Genomic DNA, 21,631 nt, shown 5'->3' on the forward strand with positions numbered 1-21,631 from the left:
TGTCTTTTTATTTTTTTTTGATATAGTTAACAAATATATTTACGGTCTTCAAAAAACAATAAATTAAAAAATTAACCTTATTACAATTATGAGTTCAGAAAATGTGCAAACCAAGTGGGGGCAATTTATCTCATTGATAATCGTCTTCTTCTTTTGGGGTTTTGTTGGATCTGCCAACGACATCTTAATTCCAGTATTTAAAAAAGTATTTACTTTATCTCAGGTACAATCACAACTAGTAGCTTGGGCTTTTTATGTTTCTTACTTTGTAGGATCGATAATCTTCTTTTTAGTTTCTTTAAAAGTAGATGTTTTACAAAAATTTGGATATAAAAGAACACTTTCTGCCGGATTACTTCTTTCGGCTGTTGGGTCATTCTTATTCATTCCAGCTGCTACAATGGAAAGTTTTCCTTTCTTCTTAACAGCTTTGTTTACTGTTGGTTTAGGATTTTCAATCCAACAAATTGTAGCCAATCCATTAGCTATTAAAATGGGAAGTCCACAAACAGGAGCGCACCGTTTAACATTAGCGGGAGGTATTAACTCTTTCGGAACAACCATTGGAGCTATCTTATTAGGAATTGCTTTATTTGGAATGGGAGATAACAAGAAAACGTCACTTTCATTAGAAGATATCAAATTGCCTTTTATCATTCTTGGACTTGCTTTTATTGCCGTAGCTATTTTCATGAACTTCTCTAAAATTGAAGATCCTGCAAAAGAAGAGGAAGAAGAAGTTAAAGTAGCACACGAAAAATTCAACATTTTAGATTATCCACAACTCTATTTAGGAATGTTAGGTATCTTTATTTATGTTGGAACTGAAGTTACAATCATAAGTAATCTGCCTGCCTTATTAAAAACTGCCGAATTCGGAAATGTATTAGAAGACGCTATTGCGCCATTTATTGCTCTTTATTGGGGAAGTTTAATGATTGGTCGTTGGAATGGTGGAGTAAACGTTTTCAACACATCAAACCTAGTAAACACAGCTTTAAAATTTATTGTTCCAGCTGTTGGATTTGGAGTAATTATTGGAGCAAACATTTTTGCAGGACATGATGTTTCTTCTTTTTATATTTATCCAATCTGGATCTTACTATTTATAGCGGTAAGTTTTGTAGGAGGTAAAAATGCAGGAAAGACTTTAATGCTTTTCGGAATCTCAGGTTTACTAATGATGTTGATTGGGTTGGTTTGTCCAGATCCGTCAATTGCTAAGTTCTTCTTTATTTCCGGAGGTTTATTCTTATCTATCATGTGGCCATCTATCTTCGATTTAGCAATTGCAGGTTTAGGAAAAAACACAGGAAAAGCATCTTCATTCTTAATTATGATGATTCTTGGTGGAGGAGTTATTCCTTTAGTTCAGGGAAGTATCTGTGATATCGACTTAACAAGTCCTGAAGGAATTTTCGGAATCACATGGACACATTTCTCTTATATCGTTCCCTTAATTGGTTTTGCATACTTAGGATTCTACGGATTCTATTGTCCTAAAATATTAAAAAGACAAGGAATTAACCATGTTGAAGGCGGTGGCGGAGGTCACTAAATCATTATAAAAAATTCCAAATTTTAAATTCCAAATTCCAATTATACAGATAATTGGAATTTGGAATTTTTTTATTGTTTTTTACTTTTTATTTTGCAGTAATAATATTGTTTAGATTCTTTTTGAAAATAGCCTTATTTTGCTCTGATAATGTATAAACAACTTCTTTATCGGCATGAACAATAACCTTATCAATATTAGCTTCGAAAAGTGCTTTAGGATCTTTTATTTTTAACGTACAAGCCCCATCAAAAAAACCATCGTCTTCAATTATTTTTTTAGCCTCGATTACGGTTCCATCACTTAAAACAGCCGAAATGGTCATTTCCTTATTCAAAGTTTTAGAATAAAAACCATCCATTACCAACATTAACCGGTAAGAGTTTTTCATCTCCGGACCTTTAAATTCATGGCGCGTAATATTATATCGCAGACCTTTCGCAAGTGTTTGAAACTTTACTGTACAGTCTAATTCAAAAGTAGCGACATCACCCGCTTCATTTACTGATTTTAAAACCCTTGCCTGTGCATTTACCTGCAAACCAGCCACTAAAAACAAAAACATTACTAGTACTTTTTTCATATGTAGGTTATTTTTAACAATAAAAATATAAAAAAAATCGCCATCTTTCACAAGAAAGATGGCGATTTTATGTAATGTTTAAATACTATTACTTATTTCCTTTCTCGAAATCAGCAACAAACTGAGCCAGTCCGATATCAGTTAAAGGGTGTTTTAATAAACCATAAATTGCAGAAAGAGGACCTGTCATAACATCTGCACCAATTTTAGCACAGTTTACAATATGCATTGTATGACGCACAGAAGCTGCTAAAATTTGAGTTTCGTATCCGTAATTATCATAAATCAATCTAATCTCTTCGATTAAATTTAAACCATCTGTAGAAACATCATCTAAACGACCAATGAAAGGAGAAACATATGTTGCGCCGGCTTTTGCTGCCAATAAAGCTTGCCCGGCAGAAAACACAAGTGTTACATTTGTCTTGATTCCTTTGTCTGAAAAATATTTCGCAGCCATTACACCTTCTTTAGTCATAGGTAATTTCACTACGATTTGATCATGCAATTCAGCTAATTCTTCACCTTCTTTGATCATTCCATCATAATCCAACGCATTTACTTCAGCACTTACATCACCTTCAACAAGATTACAGATATCAACATAATGTTTTAAAATGTTGTTTTTTCCGGTAATACCTTCTTTTGCCATCAATGATGGATTTGTTGTTACACCATCTAAAACACCTAATGCTTGTGCTTCTTTAATTTGCGCTAAATTAGCTGTGTCAATAAAAAATTTCATAATTATATCTATTTAATTGTGTTCACTCCTTGAGCATATAAAACGCTACTAAATTCAACATCTTAATCCAATCTTGTCTTTAAACAAAAAACAGAAGAATGCTGCATCGAAAATCAGTGCAAAATTACAACTTATAATCTCAAAAAATAAAATCTGACAGAATAATTCTAAGTTTGTAATACAATCGCTTTTTAAAACATTAAATTTAAAAAGCGTAATTTTAGAAAATAAATAAATTCAATCGTGTTAGAAGAAAATTTTAAACAAGACATACTCAATATTCAAAACATTTCAATTGTTCCAACCTTGCTCAATGTAATATGCCAAACAACAGGAATGGGATTTGCTGCTGTTGCAAGAGTTACTGAAGATCGCTGGATAACTTGCAGTGTTCAGGATAATGTCTCATTTGGTTTAAAACCAGGGGATGAATTACAAGTAAAAACAACGATTTGCGACGAAATTAGACAAAACCATAAAGCCGTTATAATTGATAATGTTAGCGAAGATGATGAATTTCGAAACCATCATACTCCTGCGATGTATGGACTTCAGAGCTATATTTCGGTGCCAATTATTCGTAAAGACGGAAGTTTCTTCGGAACATTATGCGCTATTGATCCTAAACCGAATGAATTAAAAACATTCAAAACCCGTGAAATGTTTAATTTATTTTCTGAATTAATTTCTTTTCATATTACGAGTATTGAAGAAGCAAATGAAAATAAAATCATTTTAAAAGAAAAAAATACCCTGCTTGAGAAAACTGTAGTTGAGAAACAAGAAGTTGAAAAAATAAAAACTAACATCGAACAAACTCTTATTGAAAAAAACATTTCACTTGAAAAAATGAATAGTGAGCTAGAAGCTTTCAATTATATTTCGAGTCACGATCTTCAGGAGCCTTTACGGAAAATCCAATTATTTACTGATATTATCGAACTCGAAGAAACTCAAAATTTATCCCAAAAAGGTTTAAACGCTTTTAATAAAATTAGATCTTCGGCTTTTAGGATGCAGAATTTAATAAATGATCTTCTCATTTATTCTAAGACAAAATTTGACGAAAGAAAATTTGAAGTAAAAAATCTTAACACTATTGTTGATGAAGTTATTGAAGATCTTTCAGAGGAAATAGAGAGCAAAAATGTAACTTTTGAAATTCAAAACTTAGGTACACTTTCAATAATTGAATTTCAATTTAGACAGCTGCTTTATAACCTAATTAGTAATTCTCTTAAATTTTCACTTCCAGATAAAAATCTGATTATTTCAATTGCAGGTAAAATTATTAATGGATCTGAATTGCTTCTTGATAATCTTTCTGCCAATACAAAATATTATAACATAACACTTTCTGATAACGGAATTGGATTTGACCAGGCACATAGCGAAAAAATCTTTGGACTTTTTCAGGCATTACATACAAAACCTCTTAAAAGTACCGGAATTGGCTTAACAATCGTAAAAAGAATTGTAGAAAATCATAATGGATTCATTAAAGCTGAAGGGGCTTTAAATGAAGGAGCAAAATTTGAAATTTTTATTCCGATAGAATAACTTCAAATTTTGCTCCAACCTATCATTTATAATTTATAATGATTCATTAACATTTTTTCATAAACCTTATCTGGGAGAGCACGTTTTAATACGATTGAAAATTTCTGCATAAAAACGCCAACTTTGTAATGTACTTTAGGACTTTTCTGTTGCACAATTTTAAAAATCGCTTCTGCCATTTCATTCGGATTACTACCTGCATCAACATGTTCATTCATCGTTGCAAGAGTATCTCCATAAACTTTTTCATAAGCAGAACCCTTAATAACCGGTGCATGATAACGCCCTGAAGCAATATTTGTAGCAAAATCACCTGGCGCTACATTCGTGATTTCAATCCCAAAAGACTTCACTTCCATTCTTAAAGCTTCAGTAATCAATTCTAAAGCTCCTTTTGAAGCCGAATAAACACTTCTATAAGGCAAACCCATATAACCTGCAATTGACGTTATATTGATAATTAAACCTGATTTTTGCTCACGCATTTGTGGTAAAGCAGCTTTCATCACTTCGATTGGACCAAAGAAATTAGTTTCAAAATTATTTTTAATTTCTTCCATCGGAATTTCCTCTAATGGACCAGTGATTCCAACTCCGGCATTATTAATTACAACATCCAAACGTCCTGAAATCTCAATTATTTTTGCAACAGCCGACTGAATCGATTCTGTATTACGAACATCTAAAGTCAATAATGGAAAAATAGAATTGAGAACTTTTTCAGGATTTCTACTTGTTCCATAAACAATGAAACCTTTTTTTTGTAAAAATTCTCCAATAGATTTTCCAATCCCTGAGGATCCTCCGGTAATTAAAACGACTTTGCTCATTTGCTGGTTAGATGTTAAATGTTATAAGTAAAATATTATGTATCATAAATAGAACCTAATGTAGCAGTTAAAAACATTTTACCTTCAACATATAACTTCTCACTCTACGAAAGGTCCAAAAATAAAAAAATCCTCCGGAAGGAAGACTACATTTAAATTAATTCTAAAAAAAAATCTGAATATAAATTCAGATTAAAAAAAATGGCAAGCGACCTACATCGCACCGCTCAACCACGTACCCTTGCTATGTTCCCATCCTGGGGGAGTCTGCAGGAGCTGGTCGTGTAGGACTTGCCGGTGCAAATATACAATCTTTTTATATTTTTGCAAGAGCTTTGTTGCTATAAAAATATCGTCGTATATTGGCTTATTCAAATTTTAAACTATGAAAAAATATAACTTCCTAACTGTCATTTTATTAGGAATCACATTAATTGGATGTGGAGATAAAAATAAAGGTGAAAATTCTTTATTTACTATCGATGATTCTGCATTTCCGGCTCATTTTACGCAAAAAGAACCGCTTACAATTGGAATTTTAAACCCAAAATCGAAAGAAATCGACAGCGTTGCCTACTTCATAAACGACCAAAGAGTTGGAAGTACAAAAGGTGCTACAGATTTTAGAATTGAATTACTAGATCAAAAATTAGGCTACCAATATTTAAAAGCTAAGGTTTATTTTGGATCTGATTCTTCTGATGCTACAAAACGTATCGAGTTAGTTTCTAATATCGAACCAAAACTATTAAAATATAAAGTTGTCAATTCATATCCTCATGATAAAAAATCTTTTACTGAAGGTTTAGAGTTTTACAAAGACACTTTGTACGAAAGTACAGGCCAAGAAGGAGCTTCTTATTTAAGAAAATACGATTATAAAACAGGTAAAATCTACAAACAAATAGATTTAGATAAAAAATATTTTGGAGAAGGAATCACTTTTATCAATGGTAAATTATTTCAATTAACGTGGCAAAATAAAACGGGATTTATATATAATGCCAATACATTAAAATTAGAAAAAACCTTTACATACGAAAAAGACATTGAAGGTTGGGGAATGACAAATGATGGAAAATACATTTACCAGACTGACAAAACAGAGAAAATTTGGAAAATGGATCCTGCAACTCAAAAAATGATCGATTATGTAAATGTATATTCCGGAACTTCTAAAATTAAAGCCATTAATGAATTAGAATGGATTAATGGAAAGATTTATACAAACGTATGGTTTAAAGACGCTATTGCGGTTGTAAATCCAACTTCAGGAGCTGTTGAAGGAATTCTGGACATGTCAGGTTTACGAAAATTTATGACTGACGTAACTAAAGATGATGTTTTAAATGGAATCGCTTACAATACTAAAACTAAAACCATTTTTGTAACCGGTAAAAACTGGAGCAAAATGTTTGAAATTACAGTTTCAGAATAAATTAAAATAAACTTCAATATTTTAAATTCCAATATTAAACACAAATTTCACAGATTTCACGAATTTAATTAGTGACAATTGGTGAAATTTGTGTTTTTATTTTTAATACTAATAACTCATGATTACTCTAATAACCAACATAAAAGAATTGCTTCAGGTTCGTGAAACTTCAATTTCTAAAGTTTCAGGAGCCGAGATGGCAATTCTTCCCACTATTAAAAATGCCTTTTTAATCTTAAAAGACAATTTGATTGAAGATTTTGGATCGATGGATAATCTTCCTGCAATCAAAGCTGAAAAAACTATTGATGCAACTGGCCGTATTGTTTTACCTTCCTGGTGCGACAGTCATACGCATATTGTATACGCGGGAAATCGCGAACAGGAATTTGTCGACAGAATCAATGGTTTTACCTATGAAGAAATTGCGAATCGTGGTGGTGGAATTTTAAACTCGGCTAAAAAACTCAACGAAACTTCTGAAGAAGAAATTTACGAGCAATCTAAAGTTCGCTTAGAAGAAGTGATGCATTTAGGAACCGGAGCTGTTGAGATAAAGTCAGGTTATGGACTCACTGTTGATGGTGAATTAAAAATGTTGCGTGTTATTAAAAAACTGGCAGAAAATTATCCAATCGCCATTAAGGCTACTTTTTTAGGAGCTCACGCCTTTCCGATTCATTTTAAAGAAAATAAGCAAGGTTATATTGATGAAATTATAACAAAAATGCTTCCGGAAATTGCTCAAAATAAATTAGCCGATTACATTGATGTATTTTGTGAAACAGGTTATTTTTCTGTTGAAGAAACGGAAAAAATTATGGAAGCCGGAATTCAATTCGGCTTAAAACCAAAAATTCACGTAAATCAATTCAATTCAATTGGAGGAATTCAGTCCGGAATCAAATTTAAAGCCCTTTCTGTCGATCATCTCGAAATAATGAACCCGGAAGACATTGAAGCTTTGAAAGACACTGAAACGATGCCTGTAGCATTACCATCCTGTTCTTATTTTTTAAGCATTCCGTACACTCCTGCCCGTGAAATAATAAAAGCAGGACTTCCTTTAGCATTAGCCACAGATTTCAACCCCGGCTCTACTCCATCAGGAAATATGAACTTTGTCGTTGCAACAGCTTGTATTAAAATGAAAATGACTCCTGAAGAAGCTATAAATGCAGCAACAATAAACGGGGCTTATGCAATGGGACTTTCAGAAACGCACGGAAGCATCACAAAAGGAAAAAAGGCAAACTTAATTTTAACCAAGCCAATTTCATCCTATTATCAAATTCCATATGCATTTGGAAGTAATCTTATTGAAAGCGTTTTTCTGGAAGGTCAAGTTTTAAACTAAGAAAAAAATAGCACAAAAAAAAAAGGTCTGTGAAAAACTTCACAGACCTTTAATATTTTAGTGGCATTATTATCCCGTTGGATGTCTTATCTTAAAGAGAAACTAGTTTTAGAAACTAATTCATCATTGTCAAAAACATTGATAAAATAAGTTCCTTTTTCGAAATCTTTACCAATTAAATCTTCAGAAACCTGTACTGTTTTATTTTCATATTTTACAACAGTTTTAAAACTGTAAGTTAAAGTATTGTCTCCAAAAGTTTCTGTTTTTTTGTCTCCTAAAACATTGTTTTTACTATCAATAACTTGTACATAATAGCTTTTATCTCCCGATTTAGCGATAGAATTTTCAGCAATTGTAAAACTAACTTTTAAAACATCAGCACGGCTTGCTTTATCTGTTTCAACTTGTTTACCAGAACCTTTTACTTTGTAAGCAATAGTTTTAGTATTTAAAACTGATAATTTAGAACCTTTTTCAACAGTTTTAGCTAATTCTTCGTTTTGACCAACTAATACTTCATTATATTTTTTTGATTCACCTAAAACCACAATAGTGCTATCTCTCTGAACTGTCAAAACACCATTTTGTTTTTTCAATTCGTCGTTTTCAGCTACTAGAGTTTTCATTTTACCTTGCATTGCCTGAACCTGAGATCTGTATTTAGATACATCTCCTTTAGATTTATTCAAATCGTCCATCAATGCTACTACTTTATCTCTTTCCTGAATTAACTCATCAGACATTGATGTGTTTTCAGCAATAGCAGCATCATAAGTTGCTTTCAATTCTTGTAAATCTTTCATAACAGATTCTTTCTCTGTCATGGTGGTTGTAAGCTCTGTCTTAACTACCTCTGTATCAGAAGACAATTTAAAAATATACACTAAGCTACCAATAAGTAGGACTGCTAAAACTGCGATTACCGCTTTTAGACTTGAGTTGTTGTTCTTTGGGTTTTCCATATTTAAATAATTTTCTTTAAAAACAAATTTAAGAATTAATATATCCTAATAACGTAAGTTAATACAATTATATTATTTTTGGACAATAATTTTTTTTTATGGAGAAATTAATTCCTTTTACTGTTAATGATTTAGCAAAAGTCACAAATCACCGAAGTGGCGAAATAAAGTTTGGAGAGAAGATGATTGTCATTCCGAAAGGTGCTGATAAGATTGCTTTCCTAAAAGAAAGTGAGGCTAAATACGTGCTTTTGGGAATTCCTGAAGATATTGGTGTGCGTGCAAATTACGGTAGACCCGGAGCTGCATCGGCATGGCAATCTGCTATAAAAAGTATTGCTAATATTCAGCATAATCGTTTTTGCAAAGGCAGCCAAATCATCATTTTAGGTCAAATAAATGTTGCCGATGAAATGCGCGATGTTGAAAATCTTGATTTTAATGACATCGACGACCGGTCTAAATTAAGTCAGTTAGTTGAAAAAATTGACAAAGAAGTATCTCATATTATTTTCACCATTGTAAAAGCTGGAAAAATACCCATTATCATTGGCGGAGGCCACAATAATGCTTACGGAAATATAAAAGGTTCGGCTTTAGCCAAAGGCAAACCTATTAATGCTATTAATTTTGACGCGCATTCTGATTTTAGAATTCTGGAAGGACGTCACAGCGGAAATGGGTTTTCTTATGCTTATGAAGAAGGTTTTCTTAAAAAATATTTCATTTTTGGGCTGCATGAAAATTACACTTCAAAAAGTGTTCTCGACATAATTAAAAAACTAGAAGATCGCGTTCGTTATAACACATACGACAGTGTAAATATTCGAAAAGAAAAAGAATTCAACAAGGAAATGATTATGGCCTTAGAGTTCCTCAAAAATGATTCTTTTGGTATTGAAATTGATTTGGATGCCATTCCAAATATCGCCAGTAGTGCTATGACCATAAGTGGTTTTTCTGTAGAAGAATTACGCCAGTTTGTATCTTTCTTCGGACAACATAAAAATGCTACCTATTTGCATATTTGTGAAGGTGCACCAGACTTAGCCGATTCTCCAAATAACAATTTAATAGGAAAACTAATTGGTTATTTAATAACCGATTTCATTAAGGCAAACAACGAAAAAATTTAATCCTATCTAATAATTTACTACCTAAATATAAGTTCAATTCCTAAATAAACCCCAATTCAAATAAACGATTGGCTGAATAAACCTATCTTTGCACAGAATTTTAGTACTTTAAACTAAAATCTTAATACCTAAGATATGTTATTCGAAGATTTATCACTTTCAAAAAGTATACAAAAAGCCGTATTTGAAGAAGGCTACCTAAACCCCACACCTATTCAGGAACAATCTATTCCGATCGTTTTATCGGGAAGGGATTTAATTGGTTGTGCGCAAACAGGTACAGGAAAAACAGCGGCATTTGCGATTCCAATCATACATCAGTTACATCGAATTGTAGGTTCAACAAAAAAAGCCAAACAAATTCGTGCTCTTATAGTTACACCAACACGTGAATTAGCAGTTCAGATTGGACAAAGTTTTGATACTTATGCTAAGTACACTAATTTAACACAGTTGACTATTTTTGGTGGAGTTTCACAAAACCCGCAAGTCGATACCTTAAAGCAAGGTGTTGATATTTTGGTAGCGACGCCAGGAAGATTGTTAGATTTACAAAAACAAGGATTTCTTGATTTAGACCATTTACATACTTTGGTTTTAGACGAAGCAGATCAGATGTTAGATATGGGTTTTATAAACGATGTAAAAAAAATCGTAAAATTAACGCCTAAAAATCGTCAGACTTTATTATTCTCTGCAACAATGCCTATTGCGATTCGTGAATTGGCCGAAATGTTCTTGCAGGATCCTGCAAAAGTAGAAGTTTCTCCAGTTTCATCAACTGCCGAAACAGTAGAGCAACGTGTTTATTTTGTTGAAAAAACAGAAAAAAGAAATTTATTATATCATTTAATAAAAAACGAAAATCTATCCAATGTATTGGTTTTTTCAAGAACCAAACATGGAGCAGATAATGTTGTAAAAGCACTTCGTAAAAAAGATATTCCTGCTGAAGCGATTCACGGTGATAAATCACAAAATGCAAGACAACGTGTTCTGGATGCCTTTAAAAATAAAGAAGTTGGTGTTTTGGTTGCCACAGATATTGCAGCAAGAGGAATCGATATTGATCAATTACCTTATGTAATCAACTTTGATTTACCTAATATCCCTGAAACGTATGTGCACCGAATTGGTAGAACAGGACGTGCAGGAAACGGCGGAATTGCGATCTCATTTTGTGGTAAAGATGAAGAACCCTATTGGAAAGACATTCAAAAACTGATAAAAGTAGATGTAAAGACAATTACAGATCATCCTTATCCATGGCATTCAGGAAGCCCGGAAGCAACGGCTGAAAAACCTAAAAATTCAAACCGAAGCGGAGGCGCTCATAAATCAAGAAAATCAAATGCTTCTAAGCAAAATAAAAAACGTTGGTATTAACCAGCGTTTTTTGCTTCTTGTATTAAGTAACTGATAATTTTAAACAGCTTAATCGGTTCAAACGGCTTCACTATAATATCGTTTATTCCTGACGAAATTGCCTCGTCTGTTATTTCATCCTTATCAAAAGCAGTTAATGCCACTATAGGTGTTTTTATACCTTTTAACCGAATTCTTTTTGTGGTTTCAAATCCGTTCATCAAGGGCATATTAATATCCATTAAGATTAAGTCAAAATCTTCTTTTTCAATAATGTCGAGCGCACCAAAACCATCATCTACTACTTTGCATACATAATTATTCTTTTCGATTATCTTTTTCGTAACCAATTGATTGATAAGATTATCTTCAACAATTAAAATTTTATAAACCTCACTAGAGGTTAAATCTACCTCTATTTCATTAATAATCTTTTTTGTTTTTTGAGGATCATGCTCAAACGGAATTACAAATGAAAACGATGTTCCGGCACCAATATCACTTTCCAGCGTAATTGTACTTCCAAAGAGCCCTAAAAGTCTTTTTACAATACTTAAACCCAATCCCGTGCCTTGATAATCCTCTTCTTTTCTTCCAACCTGAACAAATTTTTCAAAAATTTTCCCCTGATCTACAATGGCAATTCCAACTCCATTGTCTATAATATGAAACTCTAAAAAATTAAATTTATTCTCCACTTTATTAAGCTTAACAATAATTTCGACCTCACCATCTTTCGTGAATTTAAGCGCATTACTTACTAAATTCATAAGTATTTGTGCCAATCGTAATTTATCCCCAATCAGATATTCAGGAATACAGGGATCAATATCAACCTTGATTTTATTGTTGTTTTTTTGAGAAAGAAACGATAATGAGTTTTTAATCATTGTTATTTCATCTGAAATATTAAATGTCAGATTTTCAAGTATCACTTTATTTTCCTCGATTTTATTTATCTGCAAAATATCATTCACTAAAGACAATAAATAACGTGCAGAAAATTTTAAAGAACTCAAATGCTGACTTTGAGATAATTCTTTATGTTCTTCTAATAACATATTTGTTATACCAACCACACCATACAAAGGAGTACGCAATTCATGACTTATAGTTGAAATAAACTGTGTCTTAAGCAAAGAAGCTTCTTCTGCAATTTCTTTGGCTTTTAGAAGCTCTAAATTATGCTGTTTTTTAAATCTAATATTTTTAATAAGGGTAATAATCAAAAAAAGCAGAATAAGAGAGATCAAAACGAAAAGAATTACGATAATCCTGGATTTTTTAAGACTCTGGTATTGCGAAATTTTTTCATTTTCAATTTTGTCAATCTGTCTTTTATATTCGTCTAATTCGAGATTAAAACCAGCGATTGAAGCTTTTTTTAGTTTTTCCTGATTGTATAATTCTTCTGTAATTTGATTGTATTTAGTCAGGTTTTCATAAGCTTCTTTAAATTTATTTATCTTAGTTAAGAACTTTGAATATTCAAGATGCGCATATGACAAGTCTGACTTCTCATCACTATTTTTGCCAGCGGCAATAGCCGATAAAAAATAAGCATTTGCTGTATCATTATGATTAAAATAACTTGAATACATTCCATTAAGCATATTAACGACAATCTCTGTAGATGCATCGCCATATTTTTCAATGTTGTTACCAACAAATTTCAAGTAAGGATATCCCTCTTTAAATTTCCCAATATCAAAATAAGCCCAGGCAATATTAACATTTGTAAAATACACCTGACTTATGTCGTTAATCTTTAAACTATAAGCAATTGATTTTTTATAAAATGCTATTCCCTTATCAAATTGTTTCTTTTCGAAACAATAAATATTCCCAAGATTATTATGAAGACTATATTTTATAGAATCGTTATTCGTTTTATTTGCATAGTTTAAGCTTTTATTATAAAAGAAAATAGCTTTATCAAACTCTGACAATTCGCTGTAATTACCAGCAATAATCTTATAAGACTTTGCAATTAAATAGTTGTTTTTTGAGGCTGTAGCATAGTTTAAAGCTACTCTTGAAGTGATTAGCGATTTTTCGAAGTTTGATTCTTTAAAATCATCCCAAGCCTGTTGAACCAGCTTGTTAATCTTGGCATCTGAAATGACTTCCGACTGCGCATTAGCTGAATTGACGAAGCAATTCAGAAGCAATAAAAGAAGAAAAAAAATCCGCGTACGGGGCATAAGTCGGCTAATTTTCTCAAATATACACTTAAAAATAAAAAAAAGCTGTATTTCTCTTAAAAATACAGCTTTCCTTATTTTTCTCTTATCTCTTTAATCTTATCTAAATCAACGAAATGGATAAATAAACCTTTAACTTATTCTTCCTGATTAGCAGCTAATTCTTTATTGCTTTCCCATTGTCCAACAACAGAAGTCGCAAGCGCATTTCCCAGAACATTTGTAGCGCTTCTAAACATATCACAAAAGTGGTCAATAGGCAAAATTAATGCAATACCTTCAACCGGAATATCAAACATACCACATGTTGCCGCAACTACTACCAGACTAGCCCTTGGAACACCTGCAATACCCTTACTAGTTAGCATTAAAACCAAAAGCATTGCCATTTGAGTTCCTAAAGATAAATGAACACCATAAAATTGCGCAATAAAAATGCTGGCAAAAGTCATATACATCATACTCCCATCCAGATTAAACGAATATCCGAGTGGCAACATAAAAGACACAATCTTATCTTTAACGCCAAATTCTTCTAGCTCCTCTGTTAATTTTGGAAAAACAGCTTCACTACTTGTTGTTCCAAAAGCAATTGCTAATGGTCCTACTATACGTCTTAATAATTCCGTCATTCTTCCTTTTAAGAAAATATAACCCACTGCAATTAAAATAATCCATAATGTACTTATTCCAATCAAAAACGATCCGAAAAATTTAAAGTAAGTCAATATTAATTCTTCAGCATCTCTAATAGCAAATACTCCTGCAATAGCACCAAAAACTCCAATTGGAGCAAAGTTCATTACATAATTTACCATTTTTAAAACGATATGCGAAGCTTTATCCAAAGCATTAATTACTGGTTTTACAGTACTTCCTAATGATGCAGCAGCTAATCCAAAAAAGATAGAGAAAATTACAATCTGCAAGATCTCATTGGTTGCCATAGCTTCAAAAATACTTTTTGGAACAATATGTTCTACAAAATTTTCAAAAGAAAGTGTTTTGGTTTTTGCAGTTACTTCTGTAGCTGCTGCCATATCAACATGACCTAATTTCAAACCTACTCCCGGTTCCAGAATATTTACATAAAATAACCCGATTAGTAATGATATAAATGAAGCTGTAAAAAACCATGCAATCGCTTTACCTCCAATTCTTCCAACTGTTTTTATATCTCCTAGTTTGGCAATTCCAACAACTAAAGTGGTAAACACTAAAGGCGAAATTATCATTTGTACTAGTCGGATAAAAATAGCGGCGAGCATTTTTATTTTATCACTAAATGATTGTGCAGCTTCAGGTGAAATATAATTGTGCAATATAATTCCTAAAGTTGCTCCAAGAACCATAGCAATTATAATCTGCCCTGTTAATCCTGAAAGAAATGATTTTTTTTTGGTTTCTGTAACTTGTTGCATTAATCTGTTTGTTTAAAATTAAAATAGTAAGACCCTCACTGTCTTACCTTTTATTAATATGTTTTGTTGATCAGGTAAAAATCAGCCAAAACAATCGCTGCCATTGCTTCAACAATTGGCACGGCGCGAGGTACTACACAAGGATCATGACGACCTTTACCAGTCATTGGTGTAATATTTCCTTTATTATCTAATGAGTCTTGTGTTTGCATGATAGTCGCAACAGGTTTGAAAGCTACTCTGAAATAAATATCCATTCCGTTACTTATTCCGCCCTGAATTCCGCCAGAAAGATTTGTTTTTGTAGTTCCGTCAGAATTATATAAATCATTGTGTTCGCTTCCTTTCATTTCTGATCCTGAAAAACCACTTCCGTATTCAAATCCTTTTACAGCATTGATAGAAAGCATTGCTTTTCCAAGTTCAGCATGCAATTTATCAAAAACCGGCTCCCCTAAACCAACCGGAACATTCTGAATTACACATGAAACAATTCCTCCAACAGTATCACCTTGTTTACGAATGTCACGAATATATTCTTCCATAATCGCAGCCGATTTTTCATCAGGACAACGAACAGGATTGCTTTCAATTTTAGAAAAATCCAAATCCTGATAAGGTGTATCTAAATGAATTGGACCTACCGAAGAAACGTAAGCATTAATTTTAATCTCTGGTAACATTTGTTTTGCAATGGCACCAGCTACTACTCTACTTGCAGTCTCACGTGCAGAACTTCTTCCGCCTCCGCGATAATCACGAAAACCATATTTTTGATCATACACATAATCAGCGTGACTTGGTCTGTAATTGTCTTTTATATGGGAGTAATCGTCTGATTTTTGATTGGTATTCGGGATAATAAAACCAATTGGAGTTCCTGTTGTTTTTCCTTCAAAAATTCCAGATAAAAACTGAACTGCATCTGGTTCTTTTCTTTGGGTTACAATTGCTGATTGTCCTGGTTTTCTTCGGGACATTTCAACTTCAATTGCTTCTAAATCAAGTTCAATTCCTGATGGACATCCATCTATAATTCCGCCTAAAGCTTCACCATGAGATTCTCCAAATGTTGTAACTTTATATAGGGTGCCGTAGCTATTTCCTGCCATTGTAATTTGTTTTGAGCAAATGTAAGTTTTATGAATTAAATTAAAAAATTTAAAGTTGGTATTATTAAGTAAAGACTAAGTTGATTAAAAATCATAATTTATTAAAATTGAAGCCAAATTGATAACCATTTGATAAAATAAAACCGACTTAGGTTTCTTTTATTTGCTAAACTTCAAATCAAGAAAAATTGAAAAAAAGAAATGTCGAGTTAGTTGTGCTTTCAGATGTTCACTTAGGAACGTACGGAAGCCACGCCAAAGAATTAAACAACTATTTATCAAGCATTAAACCAAAAACTTTAGTCTTAAACGGAGACATTATTGATGCCTGGCAATTTAGAAAATCTTATTTCCCAAAAACACATTTAAGAGTCATTCAACGCATCATCGGAATGGCTTCTAAAGGTACAAAAGTGTATTATATCACTGGAAATCATGATGAAATTCTTCGTAAATTCAGCGACATGAACATGGGTAATTTTGCCCTTCTTGATAAATTAGTTTTAGATTTGGATGGTAAAAAAGCCTGGATTTTTCATGGAGATGTATTTGATGCTTCTGTACAACATTCCAAATGGATTGCAAAATTAGGAGGATTAGGATACGATTATTTAATCCTGAGCAATCGATTTGCAAACTGGTGTCTGGCTAAATTAGGCCGCGAACCTTATTCGTTTTCCAAAAGAATAAAGGCAAGCGTAAAAAAAGCAGTAAAATTCATTTCTGATTTTGAAACTACAGCAACCGATCTCGCAATCGAAAAAAATTACGATTATGTAATTTGCGGTCACATTCATGAACCTAAAATTACTACCATAGAAAACAAACACGGATCAACTTTATATCTGAACTCCGGGGATTGGGTAGAAAATTTAACGGCACTGGAATATCATAAAAAACGATGGAAATTATTTTCTTACTCAGAGTCAAATTTGACTGAAGAAGAAGAAAATTTATTCGAAATGGAAGACATTTTAACTTCTCAGTTAATCACTTCAATGATTATTAAAAAATAAAACAGTAAGTATCAATACCTTACCAATTTTCTGGCATTTTACTGCAAAAACCATAATTTAGAAACAGTCAAAATGTGAATTATATAACAATTTTCAGGAATATTATACGTTCAATAGTGAACTGTAATTATACATTTGAAAAAAATTAATATTCACATTTTTATGAAAAAAGTTATTTTATCTGCCATTATGCTATTAGGTTTAGCGTTCACGGCTCAAGCACAAGACATCGCAAAAAATGCTCTTGGATTACGTTTAGGAGATAATAATGGTTTTGGTGGAGAAGTATCGTACCAAAGAGGATTAAATCAAAAAAACAGACTTGAGTTCGATTTAGGATGGAGAAACAGCAGTGATGTTGACGCCATTAAAGGAGTTGCTCTTTACCAATGGGTTTGGAACATCGACGGAGGTTTTAACTGGTACGCTGGTGTTGGTGGTGGTATCGCAGCATGGGATCACGATTACTACAACAACAATGTTAAATACAATGATAGCGGGACTTACGTTTTTGCTGCAGGAGATATTGGTATTGAATATGGCTTTAAAGAAGTGCCAATTTTATTATCATTAGATGCAAGACCAGAAATTGGTTCAGGATATTATGATGATGACAACTTTGGATTTGATGTTGGTTTAGGAATCAAATTCAAATTCTAAAATAAAATTAAAAAATAATTGTAAAAGAAAACCTGTCGCTTTAATTACGACAGGTTTTTTTTTGCTTTCATTTTGAGAAAATGCTTATCAGGCCGAAGCCCTAATAACTTATTTAATAATTATCTCTTTTTTGGAGTGTATTTTCACAACCGTATAAGGATAGGTAATTACCTGCATTGTCATAGCATCAGGAGCAGGACTATTTTCTTTTACAGTGATAATGACATTTTTATCCGTTTCTTCCACTTTTTCAACTCCAATAGAATAACCACCAGTGTTTTTCTCTCCCATATTTAAAATAACATAGTTAGAATTACTAATATCGGTTTGTTTCATTTTGTCAGCCAACAGTGGATCAGTTTCTAACATTTTAATCTCATTTGGTTCTGTCAAGATCTCATAAAATTTGATATTTCCACCACCGTCAGATTGTGTTGTCAAAACCTCATATAATGCTTTTGACTCTGATGTTTTTTTTGCTCCACAAGAAATTAAAACAAAAACTGCTACAACCGAAATTACTTTTTTCATTTACGTTTATTTTAAAATTAATGTTTCTACTCTTTATAATCATCAATTGCTCTCTGATAAAGTGCTTCGTATTTAGGCAATATATTTTTGATATCGAATTTCTTCGCTACTTCTAAAGCATTCGCCTTAAATTGATTTAAAATTTCATCGCTTTCTAAAATTTTAATTGCATTCGCAGCCATTTCTTCCACGTTTCCTACATTGCTCAAATATCCTGAAACACCTTCAAAATTAACTTCAGGCAAACCTCCTGAATTACTTGAAATTACCGGAACACCACATGCCATTGCTTCTAAAGCTGCCAAGCCAAAACTTTCTGTTTCAGATGGAAGTAAAAACAAATCGGTCAAACATAAAATTTTATCAATCTCATTACTATTCCCAAAGAAAATTACTTTGTCGTAAATTCCCAATTCCATACATAAAACTTCCGCTTTTTCTTTTTCAGGACCATCACCAACCATCATTAATTTAGCCGGCATCACTTTCTGAATATTATAGAAAATCTTAATAATATCCGGAATACGTTTTACCTTTCTAAAGTTACTAATATGAGTAATAATACGCTCATTTTCCTTCGCCATCACATAACGATGACAAGGAGCTGTTGGATCCGTTTTTACTTTATCCAGCTCAATAAAATTCGGAATTACCCTTATTTTGTTCTTGATCTTGAATAATTTCAACGTATCATCTTTCAAACTCTGAGAAACCGAAGTCACATAATCTGATTTATTGATACTAAAAGTTACGGCAGGTTTATAAAAAGGATGATTTCCTACCAGCGTAATATCTGTTCCGTGAAGCGTTGTAATCATCGGAAGATTAATTCCTTCATTTTTCAGCATTTGCTTTGCCATATAACCCGCATACGCGTGTGGAATTGCATAATGCACATGAAGCACTTCTATTTTATATAATTTCACCATATCGACCAATTTGCTTGATAAAGCCAATTCATAAGGCTGATAATGGAAAAGAGGATATTCAGGAACGTTTACTTCGTGATAATGAACATTAGGATTTAAAAGTGCCAGTCTAACCGGCTGACTGTAGGTAATAAAGTGGATTTCGTGTCCGCGTCTGGCTAATTCGAGGCCTAATTCTGTGGCTACAACCCCACTACCACCAAATGTCGGATAACAAACTATTGCTATTTTCATGTATTAAATTTAGTACTACGAAAGTACTCAAAAATCACGTTTATTCCCGTATTTAAAATGTTACATTTTTGTGAATCTTAGAAACATCAGATTATTAGTGTTTTAGATTATAGGATATTTTATGTACAGAGATACTGAATTACGAACAGAAATTTTCTGCTGTAATTTTTATCAGGAGCAGAAATTTCATTTTCAAAAGAACCACTCGTCCCGCTGTCCGCTATATTCCCAATTAACAAAAACTACGGCTAAAAAGCCTTGTTTTTCTAAATCGGGAGATACCGCTCCCATCGGGGCTAAATTAGAGGTTTTAGTTTTCATAAGAACTTTTTTTTCTTCCCGAAGTCACGGGATAAAAACCTGGCGGGTTAATCGTAATCCATCTTTGTCAAAGGTTAAAACTTTGACAAAGATTTCCGCAATCCTGACATTCCGAGGAACGACAAACTTTGGCAAACCTGAAACCTGAAACTTGAAACAATTGAACTTACTAAACAAAAAAAGGCATAAAATCTAAATTTCATGCCTTTCAAATATATTATAAATTTCTCTTAGAAAAATCTGCTATGCCAGCTATCAGCCGCAGGAACTTCCCAGGATTCATTAAATTCTTCGATATTGTTTACCAAATTATTAAAAACAATCGTATTCTCAGAAACCGATTTATCTTTAACCATTTTCTTGAAATCAATTAATGTCTTGTGAGCAATATGCTCGCCGTTTTTAAAAGTCACGTTCATTTTATCTAACAAATCAACGCTGTACTTTTTCTCCAAACTCTGTATAAATTCTACAGAACTATCAATTGAACATCCTGTAGCTGCCTGTACATCCTGATTTACAGCCAAAATAATAAATCGGTTGTATTTCAATAAATATGACGCTTCTAAGCTTGTTCCATGCGCTGCCCATTCTTCTACAAAAGCTTTTAGGTCAGTTTCAATTTCAGAAAACTCTTCCTCAGAAAATTTTCTGTTTGATTGATAAATCCAAACTCGGGATTCACCAGGTAAATCTTCAAAAGGTATATACATTTAATTTTAGATTTTAGATTGTTGATTTTAGATTACTGGATAGTTTCAAGTTAGATAACTTAGAACCTTAGAATCTTAGTACCTCAGAACCTTAGTTATAAATCTTGTGCATTAGCAATCAACTCCGCAATATCCATAACTTTAACCTGTCCTTCTTTCTCCTGATGTTTAATACCATCAGTTAACATAGTGTTACAGAATGGACAACCCGCTGCAATGATATCCGGTTGTACTTCTAAGGCGTCTTCAGTACGTAAAACATTCACTTCTTTGTTTCCTGGCTCAGCATCTTTAAACATTTGCGCTCCACCAGCTCCACAACATAATCCGTTTGCTTTAGAACGTTTCATTTCGACCAATTCAACATCCAGTTTCTGAATTAAATCTCTTGGCGCTTCGTATACTTTATTTGCTCTTCCTAAATAACAAGGATCGTGAAAAGTGATTTTTTTTCCTTTAAACTGACCACCTTCCACAGTCAGTCTTCCTTCATCAATTAATGACTTCAAAAACTCAGTATGATGAATTACATCATATTGACCTCCTAATTCAGGATATTCATTTTTTAAAGTATTAAAACAATGCGGACAAGCTGTAACTATCTTTTTAGCTTCATATGCATTTAAAACCTCGATATTCATCATGGCCTGCATCTGAAACAAAAACTCATTTCCAGCACGTTTTGCAGGATCTCCGGTACAACTCTCTTCTGTACCTAAAACTGCAAATGAAACATTAGTACGATTTAAAATACGCACAAATGCTTTGGTAATTTTTTTTGCTCTATCATCAAAACTTCCTGCGCAACCTACCCAAAATAAAACTTCTGGTTGTTTTCCTTCGGCTAACATTTCAGCCATTGTTGGCACTACTAAACTTTCTGACATCTTCTTTTGTTGTTAAATCGGTTAATCGTTACATTGGTTAATCGCACTCTCTCTACTATAACCCTA

Annotated in this window: 20 protein-coding genes and 1 other RNA gene; 8 read left to right on the forward strand and 13 right to left on the reverse strand. The window is 32.7% G+C overall.

Features of this window, described 5'->3' with window-relative positions; translation table 11 throughout:
• Window positions 1–88: 88 nt before the first annotated feature.
• Window positions 89–1,558 carry an MFS transporter gene (locus B0A65_RS06485; protein WP_074658422.1) on the forward strand — a complete coding sequence of 490 codons (1,470 nt, stop codon included), beginning with the start codon at window positions 89–91 and terminating at the stop codon, window positions 1,556–1,558.
• Window positions 1,559–1,646: 88 nt separating this feature from the next.
• Here B0A65_RS06485 and B0A65_RS06490 read toward each other — a convergent pair whose 3' ends face one another.
• Window positions 1,647–2,141, reverse strand: a complete 495-nt coding sequence (locus tag B0A65_RS06490; RefSeq protein ID WP_074659215.1) for a hypothetical protein — start codon at window positions 2,139–2,141, stop codon at window positions 1,647–1,649.
• 88 nt (window positions 2,142–2,229) lie between these two features.
• The gene (gene fsa / locus B0A65_RS06495) at window positions 2,230–2,886 is read right to left on the reverse strand and encodes a fructose-6-phosphate aldolase (protein WP_026984462.1); all 657 of its coding nucleotides are present in this window, start codon (window positions 2,884–2,886) and stop codon (window positions 2,230–2,232) included.
• Between the two features lie 243 nt (window positions 2,887–3,129).
• Between fsa and B0A65_RS23110 the strand changes: the two genes are divergently transcribed.
• On the forward strand, window positions 3,130–4,446 hold the full coding sequence (locus B0A65_RS23110) for a GAF domain-containing sensor histidine kinase (protein ID WP_123890287.1): 1,317 nt from the start codon (window positions 3,130–3,132) through the stop codon (window positions 4,444–4,446).
• A 26-nt stretch (window positions 4,447–4,472) separates the two neighbouring features.
• Here B0A65_RS23110 and B0A65_RS06505 read toward each other — a convergent pair whose 3' ends face one another.
• Window positions 4,473–5,276 (reverse strand): SDR family oxidoreductase, encoded by an 804-nt coding sequence (locus tag B0A65_RS06505; RefSeq protein ID WP_074658426.1) that lies wholly within the window; start codon window positions 5,274–5,276, stop codon window positions 4,473–4,475.
• 199 nt (window positions 5,277–5,475) lie between these two features.
• An RNA gene (ffs, locus tag B0A65_RS06510) (signal recognition particle sRNA small type) lies at window positions 5,476–5,573 on the reverse strand.
• A gap of 88 nt (window positions 5,574–5,661) precedes the next feature.
• Here ffs and B0A65_RS06515 point away from each other — a divergent pair.
• Together B0A65_RS06515 and hutI are read left to right on the forward strand one after the other, a co-directional pair.
• A complete protein-coding gene (locus B0A65_RS06515; protein ID WP_074658428.1) occupies window positions 5,662–6,714 on the forward strand; it encodes a glutaminyl-peptide cyclotransferase in 1,053 nt (350 codons plus the stop codon).
• Window positions 6,715–6,832: 118 nt separating this feature from the next.
• A complete protein-coding gene (gene hutI / locus B0A65_RS06520; protein WP_074658430.1) occupies window positions 6,833–8,071 on the forward strand; it encodes an imidazolonepropionase in 1,239 nt (412 codons plus the stop codon).
• 86 nt (window positions 8,072–8,157) lie between these two features.
• On the opposite strand, the gene B0A65_RS06525 is transcribed toward hutI, so the two are convergent.
• Complete coding sequence (locus B0A65_RS06525) at window positions 8,158–9,036, reverse strand: hypothetical protein (RefSeq protein WP_074658431.1); 879 nt, start codon at window positions 9,034–9,036, stop codon at window positions 8,158–8,160.
• Window positions 9,037–9,134: 98 nt separating this feature from the next.
• Between B0A65_RS06525 and B0A65_RS06530 the strand changes: the two genes are divergently transcribed.
• Window positions 9,135–10,172: a formimidoylglutamase gene (locus tag B0A65_RS06530; RefSeq protein ID WP_074658433.1), complete on the forward strand. Its 1,038-nt coding sequence runs from the start codon at window positions 9,135–9,137 to the stop codon at window positions 10,170–10,172.
• Between the two features lie 135 nt (window positions 10,173–10,307).
• Window positions 10,308–11,558: a DEAD/DEAH box helicase gene (locus B0A65_RS06535; RefSeq protein WP_074658435.1), complete on the forward strand. Its 1,251-nt coding sequence runs from the start codon at window positions 10,308–10,310 to the stop codon at window positions 11,556–11,558.
• Here B0A65_RS06535 and B0A65_RS06540 read toward each other — a convergent pair.
• The 3 genes from B0A65_RS06540 to aroC form a co-directional block, all read right to left on the reverse strand.
• Window positions 11,555–13,741: a response regulator gene (locus B0A65_RS06540; protein WP_074658437.1), complete on the reverse strand. Its 2,187-nt coding sequence runs from the start codon at window positions 13,739–13,741 to the stop codon at window positions 11,555–11,557. The genes B0A65_RS06535 and B0A65_RS06540 overlap by 4 nt on opposite strands.
• A 137-nt stretch (window positions 13,742–13,878) precedes the next feature.
• The gene (locus B0A65_RS06545; RefSeq protein WP_074658439.1) at window positions 13,879–15,162 is read right to left on the reverse strand and encodes a dicarboxylate/amino acid:cation symporter; all 1,284 of its coding nucleotides are present in this window, start codon (window positions 15,160–15,162) and stop codon (window positions 13,879–13,881) included.
• Window positions 15,163–15,215: 53 nt separating this feature from the next.
• Complete coding sequence (aroC, locus tag B0A65_RS06550; RefSeq protein ID WP_074658441.1) at window positions 15,216–16,274, reverse strand: chorismate synthase; 1,059 nt, start codon at window positions 16,272–16,274, stop codon at window positions 15,216–15,218.
• A gap of 188 nt (window positions 16,275–16,462) precedes the next feature.
• Here aroC and B0A65_RS06555 point away from each other — a divergent pair, with 188 nt between their 5' ends.
• Both B0A65_RS06555 and B0A65_RS06560 read left to right on the forward strand, forming a co-directional pair.
• Window positions 16,463–17,290 (forward strand): UDP-2,3-diacylglucosamine diphosphatase, encoded by an 828-nt coding sequence (locus tag B0A65_RS06555; RefSeq protein WP_074658443.1) that lies wholly within the window; start codon window positions 16,463–16,465, stop codon window positions 17,288–17,290.
• 162 nt (window positions 17,291–17,452) lie between these two features.
• Window positions 17,453–17,950 carry a hypothetical protein gene (locus B0A65_RS06560; protein ID WP_074658445.1) on the forward strand — a complete coding sequence of 166 codons (498 nt, stop codon included), beginning with the start codon at window positions 17,453–17,455 and terminating at the stop codon, window positions 17,948–17,950.
• A gap of 108 nt (window positions 17,951–18,058) precedes the next feature.
• Here B0A65_RS06560 and B0A65_RS06565 read toward each other — a convergent pair whose 3' ends face one another.
• From B0A65_RS06565 to B0A65_RS06580, 5 genes are all read right to left on the reverse strand, one after another.
• Window positions 18,059–18,481: a protease complex subunit PrcB family protein gene (locus tag B0A65_RS06565; RefSeq protein ID WP_074658447.1), complete on the reverse strand. Its 423-nt coding sequence runs from the start codon at window positions 18,479–18,481 to the stop codon at window positions 18,059–18,061.
• Window positions 18,482–18,507: 26 nt separating this feature from the next.
• Window positions 18,508–19,644, reverse strand: a complete 1,137-nt coding sequence (gene bshA, locus B0A65_RS06570) for an N-acetyl-alpha-D-glucosaminyl L-malate synthase BshA (protein WP_074658449.1) — start codon at window positions 19,642–19,644, stop codon at window positions 18,508–18,510.
• Window positions 19,645–19,836: 192 nt separating this feature from the next.
• The gene (locus B0A65_RS23610) at window positions 19,837–19,965 is read right to left on the reverse strand and encodes a hypothetical protein (protein ID WP_262490019.1); all 129 of its coding nucleotides are present in this window, start codon (window positions 19,963–19,965) and stop codon (window positions 19,837–19,839) included.
• 230 nt (window positions 19,966–20,195) lie between these two features.
• On the reverse strand, window positions 20,196–20,678 hold the full coding sequence (locus tag B0A65_RS06575) for an ABC transporter ATPase (protein WP_074658451.1): 483 nt from the start codon (window positions 20,676–20,678) through the stop codon (window positions 20,196–20,198).
• A gap of 95 nt (window positions 20,679–20,773) precedes the next feature.
• Complete coding sequence (locus B0A65_RS06580; protein WP_056194314.1) at window positions 20,774–21,565, reverse strand: (Fe-S)-binding protein; 792 nt, start codon at window positions 21,563–21,565, stop codon at window positions 20,774–20,776.
• Between the last annotated feature and the right edge of the window lie 66 nt (window positions 21,566–21,631).

This window comes from Flavobacterium frigidimaris, from assembly GCF_002217275.1.
GTDB classification, from domain to species: Bacteria; Bacteroidota; Bacteroidia; order Flavobacteriales; family Flavobacteriaceae; genus Flavobacterium; species Flavobacterium aquidurense.

Bases quoted from the DNA above. Each gene is read 5' to 3' on its own strand.
- B0A65_RS06485 (WP_074658422.1), top strand. From the start codon at position 89: ATGAGTTCAGAAAATGTGCAAACCAAGTGGGGGCAATTTATCTCATTG.
- B0A65_RS06490 (WP_074659215.1), bottom strand. From the start codon at position 2,141: ATGAAAAAAGTACTAGTAATGTTTTTGTTTTTAGTGGCTGGTTTGCAG.
- fsa (WP_026984462.1), bottom strand. From the start codon at position 2,886: ATGAAATTTTTTATTGACACAGCTAATTTAGCGCAAATTAAAGAAGCA.
- B0A65_RS06505 (WP_074658426.1), bottom strand. From the start codon at position 5,276: ATGAGCAAAGTCGTTTTAATTACCGGAGGATCCTCAGGGATTGGAAAA.
- B0A65_RS06515 (WP_074658428.1), top strand. From the start codon at position 5,662: ATGAAAAAATATAACTTCCTAACTGTCATTTTATTAGGAATCACATTA.
- hutI (WP_074658430.1), top strand. From the start codon at position 6,833: ATGATTACTCTAATAACCAACATAAAAGAATTGCTTCAGGTTCGTGAA.
- B0A65_RS06525 (WP_074658431.1), bottom strand. From the start codon at position 9,036: ATGGAAAACCCAAAGAACAACAACTCAAGTCTAAAAGCGGTAATCGCA.
- B0A65_RS06530 (WP_074658433.1), top strand. From the start codon at position 9,135: ATGGAGAAATTAATTCCTTTTACTGTTAATGATTTAGCAAAAGTCACA.
- B0A65_RS06535 (WP_074658435.1), top strand. From the start codon at position 10,308: ATGTTATTCGAAGATTTATCACTTTCAAAAAGTATACAAAAAGCCGTA.
- B0A65_RS06540 (WP_074658437.1), bottom strand. From the start codon at position 13,741: ATGCCCCGTACGCGGATTTTTTTTCTTCTTTTATTGCTTCTGAATTGC.
- B0A65_RS06545 (WP_074658439.1), bottom strand. From the start codon at position 15,162: ATGCAACAAGTTACAGAAACCAAAAAAAAATCATTTCTTTCAGGATTA.
- aroC (WP_074658441.1), bottom strand. From the start codon at position 16,274: ATGGCAGGAAATAGCTACGGCACCCTATATAAAGTTACAACATTTGGA.
- B0A65_RS06560 (WP_074658445.1), top strand. From the start codon at position 17,453: ATGAAAAAAGTTATTTTATCTGCCATTATGCTATTAGGTTTAGCGTTC.
- B0A65_RS06565 (WP_074658447.1), bottom strand. From the start codon at position 18,481: ATGAAAAAAGTAATTTCGGTTGTAGCAGTTTTTGTTTTAATTTCTTGT.
- bshA (WP_074658449.1), bottom strand. From the start codon at position 19,644: ATGAAAATAGCAATAGTTTGTTATCCGACATTTGGTGGTAGTGGGGTT.
- B0A65_RS23610 (WP_262490019.1), bottom strand. From the start codon at position 19,965: ATGAAAACTAAAACCTCTAATTTAGCCCCGATGGGAGCGGTATCTCCC.
- B0A65_RS06575 (WP_074658451.1), bottom strand. From the start codon at position 20,678: ATGTATATACCTTTTGAAGATTTACCTGGTGAATCCCGAGTTTGGATT.
- B0A65_RS06580 (WP_056194314.1), bottom strand. From the start codon at position 21,565: ATGTCAGAAAGTTTAGTAGTGCCAACAATGGCTGAAATGTTAGCCGAA.